General features: G+C 36.2%; 17 protein-coding genes and 1 pseudogene. 12 read left to right on the top strand and 6 right to left on the bottom strand.

Translation table 11 applies throughout. From position 1 onward, the window contains the following. Positions 1-16: 16 nt before the first annotated feature. The 4 genes from J2X07_RS15765 to J2X07_RS15750 all read right to left on the bottom strand — a co-directional run bounded on the left by J2X07_RS15765 (position 17) and on the right by J2X07_RS15750 (position 5,084). The gene (locus tag J2X07_RS15765) at positions 17-1,234 is read right to left on the bottom strand and encodes a helix-turn-helix transcriptional regulator (RefSeq protein ID WP_310260791.1); all 1,218 of its coding nucleotides are present in this window, start codon (positions 1,232-1,234) and stop codon (positions 17-19) included. 283 nt (positions 1,235-1,517) lie between these two features. Then, a complete protein-coding gene (gene cysK / locus J2X07_RS15760; protein WP_310260789.1) occupies positions 1,518-2,441 on the bottom strand; it encodes a cysteine synthase A in 924 nt (307 codons plus the stop codon). After that, on the bottom strand, positions 2,425-3,717 hold the full coding sequence (locus J2X07_RS15755) for an ATP-grasp domain-containing protein (protein WP_310260787.1): 1,293 nt from the start codon (positions 3,715-3,717) through the stop codon (positions 2,425-2,427). Before J2X07_RS15755 ends, cysK begins: the two co-directional genes overlap by 17 nt. Positions 3,718-3,845: 128 nt before the next feature. Then, complete coding sequence (locus J2X07_RS15750) at positions 3,846-5,084, bottom strand: MFS transporter (RefSeq protein WP_310260785.1); 1,239 nt, start codon at positions 5,082-5,084, stop codon at positions 3,846-3,848. Positions 5,085-5,455: 371 nt separating this feature from the next. Between J2X07_RS15750 and asnB the strand changes: the two genes are divergently transcribed. From asnB to J2X07_RS15700, 10 genes and pseudogenes are all read left to right on the top strand, one after another. Continuing rightward, positions 5,456-7,270 carry an asparagine synthase (glutamine-hydrolyzing) gene (gene asnB / locus J2X07_RS15745; RefSeq protein WP_310260783.1) on the top strand — a complete coding sequence of 605 codons (1,815 nt, stop codon included), beginning with the start codon at positions 5,456-5,458 and terminating at the stop codon, positions 7,268-7,270. Between the two features lies 1 nt (position 7,271). Continuing rightward, positions 7,272-8,306: a PrpF domain-containing protein gene (locus tag J2X07_RS15740; RefSeq protein WP_310260781.1), complete on the top strand. Its 1,035-nt coding sequence runs from the start codon at positions 7,272-7,274 to the stop codon at positions 8,304-8,306. Then, positions 8,282-9,397, top strand: coding sequence for an acyl-CoA dehydrogenase family protein (locus J2X07_RS15735; protein ID WP_310260779.1), 1,116 nt, complete (start codon positions 8,282-8,284; stop codon positions 9,395-9,397). The genes J2X07_RS15740 and J2X07_RS15735 overlap by 25 nt, the downstream gene beginning before the upstream one ends. Next, on the top strand, positions 9,394-10,824 hold the full coding sequence (locus tag J2X07_RS15730) for a dihydroorotase (RefSeq protein WP_310260777.1): 1,431 nt from the start codon (positions 9,394-9,396) through the stop codon (positions 10,822-10,824). The genes J2X07_RS15735 and J2X07_RS15730 overlap by 4 nt, the downstream gene beginning before the upstream one ends. A 379-nt stretch (positions 10,825-11,203) precedes the next feature. Beyond that, positions 11,204-11,899, top strand: coding sequence for an HNH endonuclease (locus tag J2X07_RS15725; protein ID WP_310260775.1), 696 nt, complete (start codon positions 11,204-11,206; stop codon positions 11,897-11,899). Then, positions 11,886-12,281 (top strand): hypothetical protein, encoded by a 396-nt coding sequence (locus J2X07_RS15720; protein WP_310260773.1) that lies wholly within the window; start codon positions 11,886-11,888, stop codon positions 12,279-12,281. Before J2X07_RS15725 ends, J2X07_RS15720 begins: the two co-directional genes overlap by 14 nt. Further along, on the top strand, positions 12,211-12,531 hold the full coding sequence (locus J2X07_RS15715; protein WP_310260771.1) for a nucleotidyltransferase domain-containing protein: 321 nt from the start codon (positions 12,211-12,213) through the stop codon (positions 12,529-12,531). The genes J2X07_RS15720 and J2X07_RS15715 overlap by 71 nt, the downstream gene beginning before the upstream one ends. Before the next feature lie 656 nt (positions 12,532-13,187). Continuing rightward, positions 13,188-14,939, top strand: coding sequence for a S9 family peptidase (locus tag J2X07_RS15710; protein ID WP_310260768.1), 1,752 nt, complete (start codon positions 13,188-13,190; stop codon positions 14,937-14,939). 15 nt (positions 14,940-14,954) lie between these two features. Next, positions 14,955-15,359, top strand: a pseudogene (locus J2X07_RS15705) (alpha/beta hydrolase family protein); the annotation flags it as partial. A 256-nt stretch (positions 15,360-15,615) separates the two neighbouring features. Further along, the gene (locus J2X07_RS15700; RefSeq protein ID WP_310260766.1) at positions 15,616-16,290 is read left to right on the top strand and encodes a hypothetical protein; all 675 of its coding nucleotides are present in this window, start codon (positions 15,616-15,618) and stop codon (positions 16,288-16,290) included. Between the two features lie 143 nt (positions 16,291-16,433). Here J2X07_RS15700 and J2X07_RS15695 read toward each other — a convergent pair whose 3' ends face one another. Next, complete coding sequence (locus tag J2X07_RS15695) at positions 16,434-17,672, bottom strand: IS110 family transposase (RefSeq protein WP_310260762.1); 1,239 nt, start codon at positions 17,670-17,672, stop codon at positions 16,434-16,436. A 1,510-nt stretch (positions 17,673-19,182) separates the two neighbouring features. On the opposite strand from J2X07_RS15695, the gene J2X07_RS15690 reads away from it, so the two are divergent. Then, positions 19,183-20,865, top strand: a complete 1,683-nt coding sequence (locus J2X07_RS15690; protein ID WP_310260760.1) for a hypothetical protein — start codon at positions 19,183-19,185, stop codon at positions 20,863-20,865. 304 nt (positions 20,866-21,169) lie between these two features. Here J2X07_RS15690 and J2X07_RS15685 read toward each other — a convergent pair whose 3' ends face one another. After that, entirely contained in the window at positions 21,170-22,408 is a 1,239-nt protein-coding gene (locus J2X07_RS15685; RefSeq protein WP_310260757.1) for an IS110 family transposase, read from the bottom strand. Between the two features lie 705 nt (positions 22,409-23,113). Between J2X07_RS15685 and J2X07_RS15680 the strand changes: the two genes are divergently transcribed. Continuing rightward, positions 23,114-23,608 carry a hypothetical protein gene (locus J2X07_RS15680; protein WP_310260754.1) on the top strand — a complete coding sequence of 165 codons (495 nt, stop codon included), beginning with the start codon at positions 23,114-23,116 and terminating at the stop codon, positions 23,606-23,608. The last annotated feature ends 91 nt before the right edge of the window (positions 23,609-23,699 follow it).

The raw sequence follows: 23,699 nt of genomic DNA, 5'->3' as shown, positions 1-23,699 counted from the left end.
AAGTTCCAGCTTCTTTTTATTTTTGTTTGTCTGATACTGCTGTCACACTTCCACTTAATAAGCGAAGGCTTTCTCCAGCTTCATTAGTAGCTTTTAATCGAATAAGCAAGTCATAGCTCATCCTTAAGAAGTAATACCCCTGATCCAATTGCCCCTCAAATCGTAAAATTTGTCCCATTTCCCGATACAATTTCCCTCTTAGGATTCCGTCGTCTTCTATCTCAAGTAGTTTGATTGCCTCTTCGCAATATTGCTTAGCTTTATCGAAGTCCTCTTTTTCGATGCTGATTTTAGTAAGTTCTTCTAATATAAAAGCCTGTTTTAAAGATTGATTACTGTTCTTATAGATTTGTAAACATTCCTTGAGGATATAAATCGCTTCTTCCTCTTTACCAAGCAAGTAATTCGCAATCGCTTTATTATGGAGGGCGTAGACCATTTCTTGCTCATAATCACCTAGTAAAGCTATGGATTTTTCAGCACAAATCAACGAGTTCTCGTATTCATTTGTTTTCATATACGCTTTTCCTAGACCCATAAGAATCTGGCCGTGGAATAACCGGTTGCCCGTAAGTGATACTTCTTTCTCAGCCTCGATATAGTACTCTATCGCTTCTTTAATATTTCCTAAACGAATGCAAGTAGTACCCAGAAAAGCTAAAGCCTTTATTTTTTCATCTTGTAGTTTTTTGAGTTGATTACTATATTTTACAGCCTTCTCATATGATTTTTTTGCTAGAGAAAAGTTTTCTGTCCGGAATGCAGCTTTTCCTATGAGCATATAATAGCGGACGATCGCGTGTCGATCTTTTAACGCCAGTATTTCTGGAAGCGCTTCCTCTCCATAATCTAATACTTCATCATAAAGACCTTGATTCAGCTTTGTTTCCATAATAAAAAAATATGTATCTACTGTTACAGGAAGGGATTGAGTAGTGGAGAAGATTCTATTTGCAATGTTCAGGGCCGATTCTATGTGGCCTTCCTTCGCTTTATTAATGGCTCTTTCTAGCATGGCTTCAGAGATTTCTGTACTGTCTTCGTCTTCATCACCCATGAAATAAGATAAAGGTTTATCTAGCCGATTTGCTATTATACGCAGCGTTTTTTCTGATGGTATCGCATGCCCTTTTTCAATTAAACTGATATAGGCTCTTGTCATGTCTTCGCCGGCAAGTTGGCGCTGGGAAATACCTATCTGAGTGCGTGCTTCTTTAATCCTTTTACCAATCATAGATCATAACTCCTATCGTTTTTCATCCCACCAACTATCTTCCTACCTATCTCTTCAATATTACCATATAACCTAATTTAACTATGTGAATCTTGCCAAAATATTTTAATAACTTAATCAGAAATAAATCCCCAAAAAAAATCAGATATCCCAAGATCCGAAATATCTGATACATTTTTGTTTCTGTATAATTGAATAAATCTTATCGGCTACAAGACTTAAAAAGAATACCAAACACATAAAGGGCGTATTCTTGATTGCTCTCTCAATTTGTTGTGAAACATTATATGACACTTAAATAACGTTCTCCTGAGTCTGGAAATATGACAACAATCCGCTTACCATGGAAAAAAGACCGTTTAGAAATTTCACGGGCAGCCCACATAGCTGCTCCAGATGATATTCCTACAAAAAGACCTTCTTGCTTCGTAAGTTCTTTCATCGTCTCAAGTGCATTTTCAGATGAACATGGGATGACTTCATCGATTAGGCTGAGATCAGTCGTTTTTGCGATAAACCCTCCCAATAAGCCTTGGATCCTATGAAGACCAGCATTTCCTCCTGTAAGTAACGCACATTCTTCAGGTTCGACAGCGATGACTTTAATATTTGGGTTATACTTTTTAAGGTGTTCAGCTGTGCCACTTAGTGTCCCGCCAGTTCCAACACCGGCAACGAGGACATCTATTTTCCCTGCTGTATCACGCCATATTTCTTCTCCTGTTTTTAGATGTGCGATCGGATTATAGGGATTTTCAAATTGAAGAGGTAACCAGGAATCAGGCGTCCTATCACGGATGTTCTTTGCTTTTTCGATAGTGCCCAGAAAACCTTCCGCACCAGGTGTTAGAATGACAGTGGCGCCAAGGCTTTGCATCATTTTTATTCTTTCCACACTCATGCTGTCAGGCATAACAATCATTACACGATAACCTTTAATTAGTCCAACAAGAGCTAAGCTGATCCCTGTATTTCCTGAAGTGGGTTCTATAATCACCGTTTTACCAGGTGTAATCATTCCTGCATGTTCAGCTGACTCAATCATGGTTAGACCAATTCGATCTTTTACACTCGAAGTAGGGTTGTACATTTCTAGTTTTGCTAGAATGTCAGCTCCGTTATTTATCTTGTTTAACTTTACTAGCGGCGTATTTCCAATTAATTCTAATACACTGTTAAAAATTTTTTCCTTAGATTTGGTTTGCATAGGCGGCGACTTCCTTCGACAATGGATTGGTTTGAATAGAGAGTTGACCGATTGCTGTATCTGCGATACGTGAAGCTTCAAAAGGTGAATCGGCAACGACGAGCACATGCCCTAAACGATGACCGTTTCGATCAAGTGGTTTCACAACAGTTCCAACTGCGGCAGACATAACGAACTGCTGAATTCCAGGTAGCATGCACACATCTTCACTGCCGGATAAATGTTGAATAACACCTGGATAAGCAGTAATAAATCGAATGGCCGCCCCTTTTTTTACCAGTTTTCTATCAAATAGATCAGGAGTTTCATTCATATATAGTTTGAGTACGTCTTTGACGATTGAATATCCCAAGCTCAGTTCCACAAGTGTTGGAACCTTGTCTCCTCCAGGTCGAGCGTTAATCTCTATTAATTTTACTCCTTCTTTTGTCACTTTCACTTCGATGTGAGATGCTCCCATATTGAAACCAATTGCATCAAGTGAGTCGACAGCAACCTGCTCACACTCTTTTACAATCTTTTCAGGTAAACCTGAAGGGAAGGAATGACCTATTTCAACGAAGTGCTTCCCGGCAGATAAAAATTTATCAGTTACCCCGATAACCTCGTGTTTTCCGTTATGAGTTAACACCTCGATGCTGACTTCATATCCAACCATGTATTCTTCTATCAGCAATTCCTGGTTTGTTCGACTTTGACCTCTTGTGTTTTCACCCTTATTCTTAATTGCATCAAAGTGGTAGACCAATTCATTTAAATCTCCACATTTGACTACATCAGTACTGCTTGTTTCATCTACAGGTTTTAAGATACATGGAAATCCGATATAACCCATTATTTCCTGTAGTTCATCTTTCTCTCTCACAGCTTTAAATCTAGGAATGGGAACATTGGATTTTTCACAATAAACACGGGTAAGATATTTGTTTCTAGCGATTGTTGCTGCTGTTGGATCTAAGGTAGGGAGACCCAGGTGAGTGGCTACTTTAGCTGCAACGGGTACATCATACTCACCTAAAGTTAAAAAAGCTGAAAAGGTTTTTTCTTGTATTTCCTTATGAATTTCATGAAGTACATCTTCAACAGAGTTAGTTTCGCAACAACGAATATCATCAACATAATGATCAAAATAGTCTGATCCACCAGGAACATCAAGATATCGTTGAAGATCCCGGGTTAAGAAAGTGACGTGGTATCCCATTTCTTTCGCCACTTTCAATCCTTCAAATCCTGATCCAGATAAATTACTTTCTAAAAACGCAATATGTTTCTTCATTTTAATAACCCCGCTTTCTGATTTGCATTTATCTCTATCATTGTCATATACCTAATACTCGACGAGTAGAAGTTAAATGGATTTTACCTTGTGTAACTCAAAGTGTAGCCGGTTTGTTTTAAGTCTTCTTACTTTACTGCTTTTAGTTTTGATTCTGTTGTTTGCTCTAAAATCACTGACTTACTTAACGGAAGAGAGATGATAGAGAACAAAAGCAATGCAACACCTAGACCTGCATATAAGTAAGTGATAACGTCATTACTCATGATTCCAGAGAATACTGTAAGAAGAACCACTCTAAAAAGTGTTGTAATGACTTGATAGGTTGTATTTACACGACCTAAGTATTGTGGTGGGACATGGATCATTATTAATGTGTTTCTAATGATTCGGCTGCCAGCATTACAAAAGCCCATGATGGCCATGACAGTCCAAAGGAGCGTATTGAAATGCAAAATGGAGAGGCTATAGAAAGAAATGCCGAATAAAAACATAAAAATTATGATTTGAGCGGTATCTGAAAACCGCTTACTGAACTGTTGAATCAAAAAACCGATGACAATTGCCCCAAATGCATAAGTGAATTCTGCTATGGCGAATGTACTTGATTGACCATCAAGTGCTATAGAGACATATATCGGATTGAGATAATTACTCATCAGGACTAAAAGGTAAGGTGAGAAGGTCAATAAGAAGAACCAAGCAAGTTTTTGATTTTGATTTAAGTAATCTAGACCTTCTAAAAACTCCATCATGATTCTTTTCTTACCTCTATTGGCAACTTCTTCTTTGGGGTGATAAGAAATAAAAAACAATGTTATAGCTGATAGGACATATAACAGTACATTAATCCAGAGCAGTCCGGTCAAGCCGAGGGGTGTCAATAGGATGGCTGCCAGTGCACCGGAAACCATTGAAGCCGTTTGGCCTTCTATTTCCAATAAACTGTTTACTTCTTTGTATTGAGTGCTTGAAAATAATTCCTGTACGAGGGCATTTAAAACGGGATAATGAACGGTAAAGTAGAGAGTTCCTGTTAAGTAAATGAGTGTTAAGACAAACAAATTAAAAGAAAAGAGTATCCCTGCAATAACTAAGGCCGTATTCAATACAATCATTGAAAGCTGTAATCCCATAAAAAATCGTTTTCTTGAGTATCGATCGATAAATACGCCAAGGTATGGAGCTAGAAAGAATGTGGCTATTGCTGAAATTAACATCGGAAACCCCAGACTTCCACCATTCTTAGGATCTAATTGGACAAGGTACCACGAAACTCCAATAATAATAATTCCTGATCCTAGCCCAGAAAATAATGTGTTTAGGATGATTAGTCGTGCATTTTTATTTCGAAGTAATTCAATCATTTTTTTCATCCTCTCTTTAAATAATCCTCTTAAAACGTAATGCTAATGGCTGTATTCCAATGGATTCCACCAAACTATAGCATCCTTCATTTTATGGGTAAATACATTTACCGGGGGTAACCTTTGTTTTAACTCTTCTTGATATAAACAGCGATTTTTATATAGCTAACTTATGAAAAAATGGATTTTTAAAAGGTAAGATTAAATCTTTTGATATCGTTTAAGTTTTTTGCATTATAGATGTTTATTTACGGAGGAAAGTAAAAGTTTGACCTCCTTTACAATATCTTTTTCTACCTCCTACTATCTAAAATTGTTTTAAATTGGCTGAGCAATACTTGCCAAAAACACAAATAGGAGTGGATATATGGATGTGTAGAATCTTTGGTTACATTGGACCAGAAAAGGTAGCGGATTGCGTTCTAAGAGAAGTATCAAATTTACAGTTAGCTGGAGGACCGGATCAGCAATCCTTTAAACATGGCACTGGCTGGGCGATTGGGAACAACCGACTTTCCATCGTAGATCTTGATAACGGTGAACAGCCCTACGAGCTTGGCGAACATATCAGTGTGGTTTTTAATGGTGAAATTTATAACCATGAAGCACTTCGCGGGGAATTGGAACAAAAAGGATATGCTTTTGATGATCACTGTGACGGCTCAATTCTACCAGCAATGTACTTTGAGTATGGGAAAGATTTTGTACGGTATCTTGATGGCATGTTTGCCATTGCCGTTGTTGATACTCGAAATGAATCCCATACGCTTCTATTAGCGACAGATCCAATAGGGATTAAATCACTTTATTATTACTGGGATGAAACCAAAAGAGCTTTTTACTTCTCATCTGAACTGCCTTCTCTTCTTGGATTTGAAAACATTCCGAAAAATCTATGGCTTCAAGGGATCGATTCGTATTTAACAACTAAAGCTATTTTTGGTGAACGTACGATGTTTGAAGGAATCTATACAATTCCAGCTTCTTCACTTCTTGAAATAAGGCCAGGGACTTGCCCTGAAATAAGTAAGTGGAAAACTTATTTAACAGCTACTAAGCCAATCGAGGGCTTTGAAGCTTCAAGCCAATCATTGCTGTCCTATTTAACAAATGAGGTAAATGAGCTTCTTAAAGCTGATGTGCCTATTTCAACTTTAAACAGTGGGGGACTCGATTCCAGTCTTATTACTGCGATTGCGAGCAAACATAAAAAGGGCATCCATTCATTCAACATCGCATATGAGGGTGACTGGCCATTTGACGAGAAAGCTTTTGCTAGAGAAGTAGCTGAGAAAAACGGTACAATTCACCATCAAGTGATAATCGACCCTAAGGAATTCCAAAATATCATCCCACAGGTTGTGAAGCAACTCGGTCAGCCTAACGCGGATCCAATCACATTAAGTACCTATTCACTTTTTGAAGCTATTAATCAAGCGGGATTTAAGGTTGCTGTGTCTGGAGATGGAGCAGATGAAATGTTCGGAGGATATGATCGCTATAAAGAAGCGATGTCTTGTATGGGAGATTGGATACGTCCATACGTCGATTCATTGGGAGCAATAAATCAGAGTTCCCGTGAGAGTTTATATAGTAACGACTACAAAGCATACCTAAATGAAAAAGGCAGAATGGGAAAAGCAATTGAAGAAAAACTAAGAAGGGAAAAGGGCAATCGTCTCGATACGATCTTGGAGTTCGAACGATCATACCGGTTACCAAACTATCACCTTCGTCGTGTAGACCATTTAAGTATGGCTCATTCTGTTGAAGTAAGAGTGCCTTTCTGTCAGCCAAGGATCGTCGATTTTGCAAGTCAACTTACGGATGATGAGCGCATCAAGGGAGAACAAGTAAAACGAATTCTGTATCGTTCGGCAGAAGGATTGCTCCCACATTCCGTTTTACACCGGAAGAAACAGCCGTTTACGCTTCCAATTAATGCCATGATGAGACCGGGCCTTCCATTGTTTACATTTATACAAGAAGTGTTGGATCATGATACCATCCGAAACCAGAATTTATTTAATGTGGAGACAATAGATCTGTTGATGCATCAACAGGCACATCAGCCGAGCGATAAGACCGCTCTTGCATTATGGTCGGTAATGATGTTCCAACTCTGGTCAGCGCAATTCGGTGTTTCAATCGGCTCTCATTCTGCAAAAGAAGAGGTTTTGATTTAGCATGCTGATCTATATTGCAAAGGCAGAAGGCAGTGTCTCATCTACGGTTGTTATTGATGGTCGAAATATGGATAACGATCCAGCGATTATCCTTCCAATATTAAGCTCTATTCACGCTATATTGCAGGAAATGAAAGGTTATGAAACTATCACGAAGTTTGCGGTTATTCAGCCTTCAACTCATCCGATGTACGATTTGAACTATTTTTTCTTCCAACTTATCCCTGGGGAAACATGCCGATTTGAATACACAGGAAGCTGTGGTCACTCTATACTCGCTTCTATCCAAGTTGCAATTACATGGGGGTGGATTTTTAGTGCTAGTCCAGGACTTAGGGTCAGGGTTTATGTGGAAAATATCGGAAACAGTTTAGTTTGTGAAGTTGATCAAGCTACACGACAGGGGATTAATTGTACGGCTCATTTTTTTGAAACGGGTGATACCCGTCTGGGCAGTTTTCTGTTAACGGGTAATCCATCAGATGTTCTTGTGACAGAGGACGGTGAGGTAGAAGTTTCACTCATTTCCGCAGGCAATCCTTATGTATTTGTAGATGCTAAAATGCTGGGCTGTTTCAGTCAATTCGATTTGTTTCAAGCTGGCGAGGAACTATTTCAAAAACTTCAGCGAATTCGGAATGCTGCATCTAGAAGACTGGGTTGGAATCCAGAAAGTGTTTTCCCAAAAATTGCAGCTGTGTCGCGATTCGATGAGGAAAGTCTGTCAGTTCGCGCTATATCTGTCCCAAAGTGGCACCCAACACTGGCGTTGACGGGTACTGCTTGTCTCGGTGTGGCGTCTGCCATTAAAGGTACACTCGTTCACCGTATGATTGAAGGTATGAATTCTGAGAATGGGTTGGTAAAGATCGTGACTCAAGGAGGAACTACTTGTGTGTCTAGTATCACAACAGGTTCTTCTCCAGAAGACAGACTATTGTATAACAGCATCTCAAACAAAAACGTGCAACTGATAGAACCTATCAATCTAGTTAAAGGAGAAATTTATCCATGGAAACAGCCGGTATTGCTGTAAGAAATAACTTGGAACATATTCTGTATGTAATTGAACAGAACGCCGCGGATGCAGATGAAATTGGTCAAACTTCCCCTGAATCCCTACAAGTCCTCCGAGAGTCGGGTCTGCTAGGAACTTTTATACCCTTTTCATATGGGGGTCTAGGAAAAAACGTTCTCGAAGCTACCCGCCTCATTGAGAGACTAGGTTCAGTCGATCCTTCAATTGCCATTATTGCTTTTCAGCATATGTCAGTCATCTCCAGAATTTTAGAGTGGGGAACAGAAGAACAAAAAAATAAATATTTACCTTTACTTGCCTCAGGGGAATGGCTTGCAGCTTCTGCCTGGTCTGAAAAAGGAGCTGGGGCTAACAAACAAAACTTAGGGACTATCGCTCAGCCTCTTGGTAATGACAAATGGAAGGTTTCGGGAGAAAAAACATTTACGACAGGTGCTGGACTCGCTGATTTGTATTTAGTTCTTGTGCAAACAGGAGAGAATGAAGCTGACTTTCTTTATGGGAATTCGGGGCAATCGTTCTTTCTGATTGAAACCAATACACTTGGTGTTTCGGCAAACTCCAGACTTAACCTATCTGGAATGAGAGGTTCATCGACGGGCTTTATTGAGATGAACAATTGTATTGTTTCTCCGGACGCACTTCTTGGAAGCGTCGGACAAGCACCATCAATTATTTCACACATTCGTGAGTCGGGTATGTCATTGGGTGCTGTTTCAGTGGGAATATCTGATCGTGTTCTCACTCTTGCTAAAGCACATTTAATCAAGCGAAACCTCGCCAATAACCAAATCTTCCATTTTAAAATGTCCGAACTGAGTACTCTTCTTGAAGCTTCACGCTCATTGGTTGAACGAGCTGCATCTGGTAATGATGAGTTGAGTGGAAGTTTATCTTATCAAAGCAAAGTTTTTGCCTCTGAAGTGAGCGAGAAAATCTGCCGTGATTGCCAACAAATCATGGGAGGCGGCGGTTATATGCGAGGTCAGGCTATTGAGCGTTTGACAAGAGACGCTCGAGCTGTCGCGCTTATGGGACCTGTGAATGATCTCGCTAAAGAGATCACTGGAAGAGAGATGATGATATGATCTTTGACTTGATTATATACAATGGACGTCTTGTTTTTCCGGACAACGTGTTTATGGGTGGTGTTGCAGTAAATAACGGCAAGATTGAAAAAATTTTTCAGCATAAGGATAATCTGTCAGGGCTAAAAGAAATCGATGCAAAAGGGTCATACATTCTTCCTGGTTTGATTGACTCCCATGTACATTTTCGCACTCCTGGCTTGACTCATAAAGAAACATGGAAAACAGGCAGCCAAGCTGCTGTTGCTGGAGGAGTGACCACGGTACTTGATATGCCCAACACTAATCCCTATACCACTTCCATGGATCATATTAATGATAAAGAGAATTGTATCATTGGTCAGTCTTTTGTTGATTTTGGGTTTCATTTTGGTGTAGAGCCCAAAAATGTGTTTCGGTTACATGAGGTGGATATAAATTCTGTGGCTAGTGTTAAAGTCTTTCTCACTGGCCATCATACAGCTAAAAATGTGATCTCCGATCAGGATGAGCTTGATGAGATTTTTAAAATCGCAGCAAATAAAAACATTCTTCTTACTCTGCACGCGGAGGACGAGGCAACATTAAACCTTTTCCGCAGTCTTCAACACCCTCCTACAAATCTGATTGACTATGAAAAGCATCTTCCGCGGACTGCAGGAATCATTGCGATTGGACGAGTATTGGAATTTGTACGAAAATACGGCACCCAAGTACATGTGCTCCATGTTTCTTCAGCTGAGGAAGCTGAGTTGTTAGAGCTTGCAGCCCTCGCGGGGTATCCTGTAACTTATGAAACAACCCCACATCAATTATGGTTCGATGCACACGAGAGTGTGCATCTCGGCTCGAAAGGAAAGCTTAGTCCAGCGATAAGGAACAAAGAGGATCAGTTTAGGTTATGGAGTTCTTTAATAGAGGGACTCATGACTTCTGTAGGAAGTGATCATGCTCCTCATACAGCAGAAGAAAAAAATCAAGCATTCGAAAAATGCCCTCCTGGATTACCCGGTGTTCAAGAAATGCTTCCCGTTTTGGTAACGGGACTGTTGAAAAATTTTCCATCATTAACACAGGATGAAGTTATGTGCAAAATTGTAACAGTTCTTGCTTCCGGTCCGGCAGATTTATTCAGGATTGATAACAAGAAAGGTCGGCTTGAGATAGGATTGGATGCGGACATTGTTCTAGTCGATTTAAACAATCAGTGGGAAGTTAGAGTTGAAGATCTTTATGGTCTTTGTCAATGGTCAGCCTATGAAGGGGAAGTGTTAAAAGGAAAACCCCATATGACGATTCGAGGAGGACAAATTGTCTATGACAACGGGGAATTTGGGAACCCAGATGGAAAAATGGTAAATTTTACGAAAAAATCATATCTCAGTTTTCGGGATTTGACATGTAGTCCGTTTCATAGGATTCTCCCTAAAGGGAGCATTTCCATTTAACCTTAAAGGGATTAAATCAGCCAAAGGCAACGATAAAACTATATTGCCCGTGCACATACAACCACCATTTCATTGGATTAACTGAACGTATTCGACTATCGGGTGCATTTCTTCAAGAAGGAGAAATGCACTTTTTTTTTGCACTTTATTCAACAATCGGGCCAGATTGTTGAGTAACTCATTTTCAAAATAAATGGATATTTATGTTAAACATATTGAAGAGATTGTGAAGCAATGTACATAAACTAAAGGGCAGTATAAATGAAGAAGGTGTATGAAATTCTAGTGAATTCGGGGTGTATAGTCATTTAACCTTTATTTTTAGAACTGTCATATAATTGTTATTAATAGTAAAATATAGTATCAAGGAGGTTTTAAATTGTCTATATCTGAAAAAGACTTGAAGTTGTTATGGGGAAGGGCTGCAGGTCGTTGTTCATATTGCAACGAAAATTTAACAAGAGATTATGAGACTGGTACTATAACTCTTGGTGAAATGGCTCATGTAATTGCAAAAAGTCAAAATGGTCCACGAGGCAGCGCCATTTTTTTAGCTGAAACAGAAAGAGATAATTATGAAAATTTAATATTACTTTGTCCTACACATCATAGGATGATAGATAAAGCTCCGCAAAATTTTAGTGTTCAGGAAATTTTAAGATGGAAAGAAGAACATGAGAAAAGAATTAACCAAGCATTGTCGGAAATAATATTAGAATCTATATCAGATTTATGTGAAAAAGTTGCATCGATATTACTAGAAAATTCTCAAATTCATAAACAATATGGACCAGAATCATTGGTAGCTAATAGCAATCCTATGTCAGATGTATCTGATATTTGGACGATAAAAAAACTTACTAAAATAATTCCGAATAACAAAAAAATTATTAACGTTGTCGAGAATAATATAGAATTATTAAATTTCCAACAAAAGAAAATATTTTTTTCATTTAAAGAACATGCAGAAGCATTTGAAATGAATTCTCAAAGTAGGATAGATAGGGATGCTGTACCAACATTTCCATTAGAATTTAGCAAAATGATTGAGGAGGGGCAAAATGAAAAAACCTAGACAAGACAGTATTAATTTTATGGAGGATAGATTAAGTTCTCATTCAAAAGTCTCGAATTTAGAACGTTTAAGTGATTATTATTATTTAATCAAACGCTCATCAAATCTCAGAGATATAAGACTACTAATTACTGATGAATACACAGTAGGCATTGCAGACTTAATTGAGCATAAAAAAAATTATCCCGAAATGAATGCGATTTTAACAGTTTCAAGTTGGAATGGTTATACTAAATCAGTAAAAAATGAGGCAAAAAAAGAATGTATAGGAATATTTGTGCCTGGTGAGCTGTTAGGAGCTTTAAATATTGATGAATTTTGGAAGTATATTAAAACAGACAATGAAGGAGAGCCTATTAATTTCGGGGGCCGCAGTAGCTGATGTTAAATTTTATTTGTTTGGATCATTTTTAAAATCAAATAAACCTAATGATATAGATATTTTGATTTTATATGATAATTCTCAAAATAATAATCTTTCTATTGTTTTAGATTTAAAGAAAGTTTTAAAAGAAAAAGCAGAATCCATCTTTAGTATACCCTTAGATATTACTTTATTATCTTACAAGGAAAACGATGAAGTGAATTTTATTGAAACAGAGAAAGCAATACTATTTTATTCATCTTATTAAGTTAATAATGAAAATTCATTCATGGGGACTGTGCTAAATAATGGGTACCTGTAGGGCGATAGATGAAAAACAATATGAATCTAAATAAAGCAAAGGAAGCTTTATACAAACGGGTTCTCTTTTGGAGTAAAAAAAAGAAAAAAGTAATGCAAATAGCCAACTAATTCGTAAATGAATTGGTTGGCTAATTTTTGTTAGTTTATCAACGTTTATTGGGTTTCTATGCTAAATTAGCACACAAACTCTCACCCATTTTAGCATGATGACAAAAGCTATTGTAAAGGGTTATTTGGTACGCTAATCTACTTTCTATTACCTTTCCAAATAATATACGAAATCTTTTTGAAAAGGATTAAAAACTCCTGAACAGAATATGTACTAAGGATAAAAATACGTTGTTCTTATTCCACAATCGTAGCAGGATTGTGAATAAGGGTTTTTCTTTGCTTATCGAAATGTATTTAGAAATAGCGTATTTTTAACCAGGAGGCTATGAATTATAGTAATGTTTTTATGGTTGATCGTGGTATTCAATTCTCAGCTATATTTATGGCAAAAGTACGCTTATGGGTTTTGAGAAAATGGGATGGGATGTAAATATTTTTTTGTAATACATTTAATCAAGAAATTAAAAATTTTTAATTAGGTGGAAAAGTATGAGTCCTTTATCAGTGAATGATGTTCTAAATATAAAAGAGCCTGCGAATGGAGTCCAAATGTCCATATCTCCTAATGGTAAGTGGTTGGCATTCTGTATAGGCGGTAATATAAAAAGTAATTCGGTGGGTGTTTCTCAAGTTGTAGAAGGTAATACTCAATGGGTATGTAATCTTGAAACTGGAGAATCTTTTCCAATTTCCAAACAAGCTAAAAGTAGTTGGGGCGGTGTTTGGTCCCCTGAAAGTGAAACGCTTGCTTTCTTTGCAGACATTAACAGTAAAGCTCAGCTCTGGTTGTGGACACCTTCTAATGGTTCTTTGGAACTCGGGTCAGAAATCATTGTCCGCCCTTTCTTTGGGTATGAAAAGCCCATTTGGACAAATGATGGTCTTCATATCATTGTTAAATCTTTGCCCACTGAAAAGATTGATGATACAGATTTCAGTGCATCTTTATCTTTTAAAAATTCGATTTCCAAAAGTTATAATTCAAAACCACGAACTTTTACAACAAACACAATTACAACAAATGAAGTTAATGATAATAATACATCTTGGGTGAACCGTTACAGGGCGGATTTAACAATGGTTAATATTTCAACAGGAAAATATAGAATACTTTGTAAGGGATTCAGACCAGTTGGAATGGCGATTTCAAATGATGGTAAGTATCTTGCTTTTACAAATTGTATGGGGGAAGAAGGATTAAATACCCAACAAAATGTTTACGAATTATGGGTTTCCACTCTTGAGGAAAATAGTGTTACAAATCTAACTAAAATAGAAAGAAAGGTAAGGATGGATTACGGATGGAGCTTTTCTTGGGGGTTAGATAATAAAACAATTTTTTATACTACTAATGGTCCGTTATCAGAAGGTGGTTTGTGGTCGGTAAATACTCGATTTCCAGACTCAGCAAAACTCGAATTTAATCCTGAAGGAATACATATGGGGAGAGAATTTGACGGACCAACCCCATTAAAAAATGGTGAAATTATAATGATTGTGAATGGAAGGTTGTTTACGCATTCACCATCTAAAGTCAATAAAGGTAAAGTTTTTACTCTTGAAGATAGAGACATTGTATCTGTATTCCCAATTACTAATCAATCTGAAAAGTATGTAATCGTACAAACAGAAGAGAAGTTTAACGCTATTTATGGATTCTATAAAATTTATTATGAAACAGGTGAAAGTGAAAAGATATTTGAGGAACCTAAATCACATATCCCTTGGTTTGAAGGAGGTTCCGCATATCAGAAAAATCAAGTCCACGAAATCATTCCTTTTTTCTCGCAATCACAATCATCTAATGAACCACCAACACTTAAGGTACTCGATGTGAGTTCTAAAACGATTATAGTTGAATCTGCTTTAAATGAGGTAAATACAAATGAGTTTGGTACTTCTCAACTTATCACTTGGAAACAAGGTAATCGGAAATTAAGAGGAGCACTCTTAATGCCTAAAAATAAAAAAGGTAAAGTACCTGTTGTAATGCGTGTATATGGTGGTTCGATGCAATCAAATAATGTCAGATTTTTCGGACTAAGTTCATACGCAGCAGATAATCACCATTTATTTTCAACTAGAGATTATGCTGTATTTTTACCTGACCTACCTATGTCGAGAAGCAACGAACCAGCTGAAGAAATTAGTATTGCAATTGAAAATGCATTAAATGAACTTGTAAAGCATCCTCAGATTGATCCTGAGAGAATTGGGATCATCGGGCATTCTTTCGGTTGATACTCTGCACTTGTTGCAATTACAAGAATTAAACGATTTAAAGCTGCTGTAATATCATCTGGTACAGGAAACTTAATAAGTTATTATACGAATTTTAATCCTCCTAATTTCAATTATGGATGGGTTGAAGATGGACAAGCTAATTTGGCAACAACTTTATGGGAAAATAAAGAGCGTTACATTAGAAATTCCCCATTGTTTGATTTTCAAAATATTCAAGTGCCAGTATTAATTGTTCAAGGCATACAGGACCATTTATGTTCTGATGAGGCAGGATCCATATTTACATCTCTAAATAGACTTGGGAAGACGGCGGAATTAGCCCTATATGATGAAGGACACTGGCAGGGTACTTGGAAAGAGGAAAACTTAAAAGACTATTATGATAGGGTATTAGATTGGTTCAATAAACACCTTTAAATAGACTAGCTCTTTTTTATTAGCTAAAGATTGCTTGAGTTTTACAAAGGGTTGCAGCTGCGATCCTTTTTTCTGGTTGCACTTATGGTACAGTAAAGGTTAAAAAAATGAAGACTCATTAGTGATAGCATATATTTCTAATATGTGGCATAATCTCCTTCTTCCACAATCGTAGCAGGATTGTTGAAGAAGGAAACCTTGTATAAAATAAAGAATTTAATATTTTTAAAGCTAACTTTAATAAGTGAGGATGTTTATGAAACAGAGACCTTATGGAGAACACTGGAGAAGCATAAAAGGATATAGAGTAATTGAAGAAATCGATGAGTATAAACATAATTTTGGTGGTCAAGATTGCGAAGTACCTGTTTGTAAACTGTGCGGTAAGAAAATGCACCAAATATTTTGTTTTGATTTGAAAGATCCAAGGCTTTCAGAATTAAAAACGGATGGAATGAGTATGTTACCATTAGTTTCTTGCCTAAACTGTGCAATGGTGTGGGAGCCACAATATTTTCAATTAAGTAATGAGGGGAGAACTATACAAGTATTGAGTCAAGACAATACTGAAGATTGGACTCAAAATGAAGAAGATCAACTACCTGTACCACTTCCAGAAACCAATGTGAAATTAATTGAAATGAAAGATAAAGATGTTCCAATAAATGAAGAAAGTTATGATGCTGCATTTGATTTATTTGGTTCTGAATATGTATGTAGATTGTTAGGTGCCCCCTTGTATGAGGAAGTTCCTAATAATTTAGAGTGCCCGAGATGCAAACGTGAAATGATGTACATTGCTACAATTACACAAGACCTTGGTGACCCTGATCTTATTTCAGTAGTCGAATTTCAAATCGGTGAGATGAACATTTACTATTATTATTGTAAAAAATGTCTAGTTATAAAAACTGAAATTCAAAGCACATAACTTCATAAAACCAGCTAATAGTTTGTCAACATTTTTCAATAAAAGCCTATATTTATTCGTGTTATACTACATTTGAACATGACAAATAACCTTCCTATTGTTCAACTTTGGAAGGTTTTTCATCTAGTGGATAGATGTAGAGTTTAAACTATATCTTGGTAAGTCGTTCTGCTCTTTAAAAGAGCATAGATCCAGTGTAAGAGCTTATTTACACATGCAATAACGGCTACTCTAAAGGGTTTGCCTTCGTCGCGTTTCTTATCATAGAATTCACGCAGTTTCTTGTTTCTAGGGATGATTTCATCCGTTGTTTTTTGCTTTCGTGCATCTCGGATGCCGCAGGTGACAGCCATAAACAAGGCTAATCTGAGTCTGCTTGATCCTCGTTTCGTGATGCGGTTAACGGATGCTGTAAATCTCCCTGAAGAATAGACACTAGGGTCTACTCCTGCGAACGCAACCAACTTCTTTGGGTGATTAAACCTTTCTATCTCGCCTACCTCTGAAATGATTGTTGCTGCAATCTTTTCTCCAATACCAGGGATAGATTGGATAATCTTATATTCTTCAATTTCTTTCGCGAGGGCATCTATTTCTGCGGCTAACATGGATAGATGCTCTTCGTATTGAAGAACAATGCTAATAAGCATTTTGAGATTAAAGATCAGGCTCTCATATAAGTTGTTCTGAAACGGATTACGCAATGCAGCTTCTCTTAACTTCTGAGCTTTATCCATTGCCCATTTTTCTGAACGACTCCTACATAATGAAGCGATTTTATCTCTCAATTCTGCTTCACTTACTAGTAAGACGGTTTCGGATGTTGGAAAGGCATCTAACATTCGTAAAGAGACCTTAGAGTATAAGTTTCCAAAAACACCTCGATATTCAGGGAATACTTGATCTAATACCGATTGGAGTTGTAGCTTAGTTTGAGAAGCGTTGCTTGTGATCGTTTCTTGTTGTCTCGTAAGGTTGCGAAGGTTTAAAAGCTGTATACCTCTTCTTCGGTGAGGAGCTAGCTCTTCCTTATAAAACAATTCACAAAGCTGAAACGCATCTGCTGCATCCGTTTTGACTTTCCTAAGATTTGCACTACGGGAACGGTGAGAAACAAGTGGATTCACCACGATATACACATAATTATGATCTTCTAGAAACTGAACAACTGGATGATGATAATGACCCGTTGATTCTAAAATAACCGAAGGTTTCTTTCCATCCGTTACTTTAGTAACCTCTACCAAGAACTCTAATAAACTATCTAAACCATCAAGTGTATGCATAACGCTGAAGCTCTTCCGATATGGTTTTCCTTTATCTAAAAAGGCTTGAACCTGGCTTTCTCCTTTTGAAACATCCAGACCTACAACTGGATTCATCTATGATTCTCCTTCCTTGAAATAGAATTAGTCGGTAACCCCTTAGCTCCTTGTAATGTCATAGGTTCGCTTGTTAAACGGGATCTTACTTGTCCCAACCAGCCTGAAACATGTTTATACAAGTAGGGGGTGAACAGTTTTGTTGACGGGATCAGTCCCACGGGTGCTATGTTCTACCCCGACTACCGCTATAATAAGACCAAATAAAAAAGGTCAACCAGCAAATCTGGCTAACCTTATATTACGAATCGGGTGCGTTTGTGGAATAAAGAGCATGGTTACTTATTATTAACTCTAAGTAAAAAATGAAATTATTTATTCGTGTTTAAAATAAACTTTGATGGAACATATTATATATTTGAACAAGGACACCAACCATAATTTTCCTTGTGAAGCTATCTCACGAAGTGTAGTAAAGTAATGTAACTAAAGAATACAAAAAAGCACCTCGATTATCTGCAAGCCAGAGCAGATAATCGAGGTGCTTTTTTACAATTTATAACCGGAATTACTGCAATATACCGTGTATGAAAGAAAAGGCGATTTTCTATTAATGATCATCCTATTTTCCCCTTTAGTTAACTAAAGGTGAACCAAATGTGAACCTATACGATTAAACAATTTTATTTGATAAAAATTTGCCATTTATAAAAAAACAAAACCCTTGAATCCTCAAGGGTTTTTAACTGTTATGTATGGTGGAGACTAGCGGGATCGAACCGCTGACCTTTTGGCTGCCAGCGTGGATAATATAATTTCCTTATGTGTCCTAAATTGTCCAGAAATGGCTTCATATTAAGGTTTTTAAGGAGTATGTAAACTTAAAATAAACTGTAATTTCCGATAGTTTTCTATAGTGTGTGACCAAAATGTGACCAGAAAACTAAAAAAAAGATGTGACCATATGCCAAGGTTATCAAGGAAAGATAATAAAAAAATGAAAAATAAAAAACTTAATCTAAAATACTAACGGGTTTTCTTTTGGAGTACAGAGCAGAAAAAAAGCAATGCTAGCCGCCTAAATCGCATATGAATTAGGTGGCTTATTTTTGTTGATTTATCAACGTTTATTAAATTTTCTTGTTCGAATTAGCTACCTCAATTCACATACGTTTTTAGCAAGATGACAATAATTTTTTTCACGCTGAGTTGTATGCGAATTAGTTTGCTAGTTGACTTACCAATTCTGACGAAAAGGGATAAAAAGACACTAAAACGAAAATATACCAAGGTTAAAAATACGGAGTTCCTTATTCAACAAACAAGGCCAGATTGTTGAATAAGGTGTGTGAATGATCAGCTAATATTAGAACGTGTTTGGAAAAATTTACTTAAACTAAAGTGGCAGGTTAGTGGATAAAACACCAGGGTGTTTTCGGGCTAAGTGATTAATAAAAAACTAACAAAGACAATTTTTAAAGTACGATAAATTTTATTCACCGGGTGTTATAATTGAATATTATACTAGTTCCATTTTAATTGTTTACAATTTGCGATGAGGTGTGTAAAAATGTTTTATAAAATTTTTAATATATATTCTATCATCAACTTTTCAAGTGAAAATTACGAAAAAATTATCAGTGACACTCGAGAATCCTACGCATATGTAGCGTATATTGATACTGAAAAAGGAAAAGGTACTGAAAATAACAGATATTCAAAATACATAAACCTAAAACAAGGGATGTATACAAGGAAAGTACCTACTAAAAAAAAGGAAATAAATGGACCAATATATACCATAATTGATCCTAACATATCTAAATATGATAAAGAAGATGTAGCATTTGCTGATGATCAACCTATAGGTGATGATTATTATTATGAGAAACAATTTATAAAACAAGATGACATAATGTACACAATCAATCATATTGTTAACCCTGTTGAAAGACATCTTCAACATCTTGCATTAGATACGGAAGAATATATACAAAACGTTGATGACAAATACTTGAAAAAAGAGCAGCTTGAAACGCAAATGAGGTTTTCTCTTATTCCGTTTATCGCTAAAATTGGCGGTGAATTCATAGAACCCACAGTAATTGCAACTTTTTATAAACAAGGGATCGTGACTTTAAATATTATGATTTCTTCAGAAAATAAAAAGGTACCGGATTTAAAAAGTGATCCAGAATCAAACATTATATTTGATGAAGTGGAGTTTCTTCCTATAAAAAAATCGTATTATTCAAAGGATTATTGGCAAAAGAAAGTGAAAAGGAAAAATATTCCAATACATGAGGTGCTTAATCATTATGAGAAATGGCTTAAAGAAATATGTTCTTCGAAGCTTATAACAAATGACGATTATAAACCGACTTCTTGGGTTTTATGTGATTTTGAAAAAAATAAAAACCCTGAACATAAACAGTTTGTAAACAATAATAAACAATATTATTTCGGGTTGTTAAGAAACAGTGGGAAACATTATGTTTCGTTATTTAATAATGAAACTATTGTTGAAGAGTTCAAGGCTTCATTAGTTTCTGAAAATAAATATTCCCATTTTTACTGTAACGAAACAACCTCAATATTATCAATTGGATATATGCTATTTTACGAAACTGTTAAAGATCAACTTAAAGAAAACGAGACACAACTTAAAAAGGAGAATATGTACGATAGTGAAATGAATAACATTTTTAAAGAGCTTGCCTGGCATCATATGTATGAATTTCTAAGGTTTTATGAGCTTACATTTATAAAAAAGTTTTACCTCAGGAATTTATTGAATAATTTGAACACTAAGGTTTATCATACACTTTCTGAATATAACAGTGTAAAAAGGGATTTGAATTTCATTAAATTATTGTATGATGAAGAATCGATTTTTTTAACCGATGGTAGTCCCAAAAAGTTATATTGTAAGTTAGAAGAAAAAACAAAAACTTCACATATACTTTCTAAAGTGGAAAGTATGTTTAGCGACCTGAGGGATGACATTGACAAGAATAGAGAATTTGAAATTAAAAAAAATGAATCTTTTATTTTTATTGTCTCCTCTTTACTTACAGTTTTGTTGGCATATAACGGATTGAAATTTATCACTATTGATATATTGGGGAATTTACCTATAGTCGGAGAATATGTGGATAATCATCCGTTAAGATGGACAATTGTTTTTTGGTTGCTGTTAGTTGGAGTTATGTTTTTTCTTAATATACGTAGACAAAAATCTTTTAACAAATAATTTTTGTTTCAGAGGTCATTAAGCAAACTAGGTTAATTCTATTCAAATCAAAATATTAAAAAATATAAGAAGCATATTTGGTACATGCCGGAGTCTCCAATTCCTTTTTGTTCATCAGTTTTATGAAATACCATAACTAGTGCGTAAATTAAAGCACGATCTACCACAAAACCAGCTAATAGCTTGTCAACATTTTTCAATAAAAATTGATAAATACTCATGTTATACTAATTTTGTCCATGACAAATAACCTTCCGATCATTCAACTTTGGAAGGTTTTTCATTTAGTGGATAGATGTAGAGGTTAAACTATATCATGGTAAGTCGTTCTGCTTTTTAAAAGGGCATAGATCCAGTGTAAGAGCTTATTTACACATGCAATGACGGCTACCCGAAAGGGTTTCCCCTCGTTGCGTTTCTTATCATAGAATTCTCGTAGTTTCTTGTTTCTAGGGATAATCTCATCCGTTGTTTTTTGCTTTCGGGCATCTCGGATGCCACAGGTGACAGCCATATACAAGGCTAGCCTTAATCTGCTGGATCCACGTTTGGTGATGCGGTTAACGGATGCTGTAAATCTTCCTGAAGAATAAACACTAGGGTCTACTCCTGCGAACGCGACCAACTTCTTAGGGTGATTAAACCTTTCTATCTCGCCAATCTCAGAAATGATTGTTGCTGCAATCTTTTCTCCAATACCAGGGATAGATTGGATAATCTTATATTCTTCAATTTCTTTGGCGAGAGCATCTATTTCTGCTGCTAACATGGATAGATGCTCTTCGTATTGAAGCACAATGTTGATTAACATCTTGAGATTAAAAATAAGACTCTCATATAAGTTGTTCTGAAATGGATTACGTAATGCGGCTTCTCTTAACTTCTGAGCTTTATCTACTGCCCATTTCTCTGAACGGCTCCTACATAACGAAGCAATTGTATCTTTCAATTCGGCTTCACTTGCTTGTAAAACGGTTTCGGATGTTGGAAAGGCTTCTAACATTCGTAAAGAAACCTTAGAGTATAAGTTTCCAAAAACACCTCGATATTCAGGAAATACTTGATCTAATACCGATTGGAGTTGTAGTTTGGTTTGAGAAGCGTTGCTTGTGATGGTTTCTTGTTGTCTCGTAAGGTTGCGAAGGTTTAAAAGCTGTATACCTCTTCTTCGATGAGGAGCTAGTTCTTCCTTATAAAACAATTCACAAAGCTGATATGCATCTGCTGCGTCCGTTTTGACTTTCCTAAGATTTGCACTACGAGAACGGTGAGAAACAAGTGGATTGACCACGATGTACACATAATTGTGATCCTCAAGAAATTGAACGACTGGATGATGATAATGACCCGTTGATTCTAGAATAACCGAAGGTTTTTTTCCATCCGTTAATCTTGTAATCTCTACTAAGAATTCTAATAAGTGATCTAAACCATCAAGAGTATGCTTAACGCTAAAGTTCTTCCGATAGGGTTTTCCTTTATCTAAAAAGGCTTGAACCTGACTTTCACCCTTTGAAACATCCAGACCTACAACTGGATTCATCTATGATTCTCCTTCCTTGAAATAGAATTAGTCGGTAACCCCTGAGCTCCTTGTAATGTCATAGGTTCGCTTGTTAAACGGGATCCTTATTGTCCCAACCAGCCTGAAACATGTTTATACAAGTAGGGGGTGAACAGTTTTGCGGACGGGATTTAATCCCACGGGTGCTACGTTCTACCCCGACTACCGCTATCATAAGACCAAATAAAAAAAGGTCAACCAGAAATCTGGCTAACCTTATATTACGATCGGGTGCATTTCTGTATTAAGAAATGCGCCTCTTTACATGAAAGGGCCAGATGCAGGATATACACCAGACATGTGGAATGTGTTTCGCTGTTAGTGTTGGAAAAATAATTGAAAATAAAAGGATGAGCTCAACTATGGGCTTACTATGTAATCTGAAGGGTTAAGTAAGGCAAGATTATTACTTCTGGTTTTGTGTAGAAGACTGTTACTGCTCAATAAACAACTTCAAATTTGGTAGAAATCAAAAATGTGAAATGAATAAGGAATTTATTTATTGTGGCTTTGAAATAAAGTCGCACCGTTTTGAAAAGAGTTTAGACATTTGCAAAAAAAGATGAACCGAAATTTCATATCTCTTTAAATATTGCGAGAACAATTACTATCATATAGGTGGTCTTTTAGTTTTTAATTCATTTAAGATATTATAATGATATGTATTAAAATAGGGAGTTAAAAATGGATATTTTCGAATTATTTAAAATGTGGGTAAATCATCCAAAAGAAGGAATTGGTAGAAGTAACTTAGACCATACAGATGAATGTTGGAAAAAGTTATTACATGATATTCGTAATTGGGAGAAAAGTGAAAATAAATATGAAAATGAGGTTGCAAAATATCTACTATATACAGGGAAAATAAGAAGAGTTCATTTAGGCCATGATGAAGTGAATTATAATAATCATTATGTTTCATGGACATCAGCTGAAAAGTTAGAAGATCTATATTGGTTCAATCCAATAAGTGCTCATACAATAATTACAGCAGAAGCAACAAAAGATAATCCTGGGATTAGTGTTAAAGGATTTATAGAAGTTGTAAAACTTGAAATTAAGAATTTCGAATTAAACTCACCGGCTATCAGAGCGGAACAAGAAGTGATTTTCCCTTTACAAGAAAAATCAATATTAAGCATTGAAAAAATAAAAAAATATAAAAGAGATGAAAAATGACATTAAATCCCTATGAACAAAAGGACTTATTGATGCATTTTTTAACAATGGGCGAATATGCAAGAGAAAAAAATTATTTATATACTGCGTA

This window comes from Fictibacillus barbaricus, from assembly GCF_031457135.1.
In the GTDB taxonomy this organism is placed as follows: domain Bacteria; phylum Bacillota; class Bacilli; order Bacillales; family Fictibacillaceae; genus Fictibacillus; species Fictibacillus barbaricus_A.
Note: the sequence above shows the minus strand (reverse complement) of the source record. Positions and strands in the feature narration are given on the sequence as shown.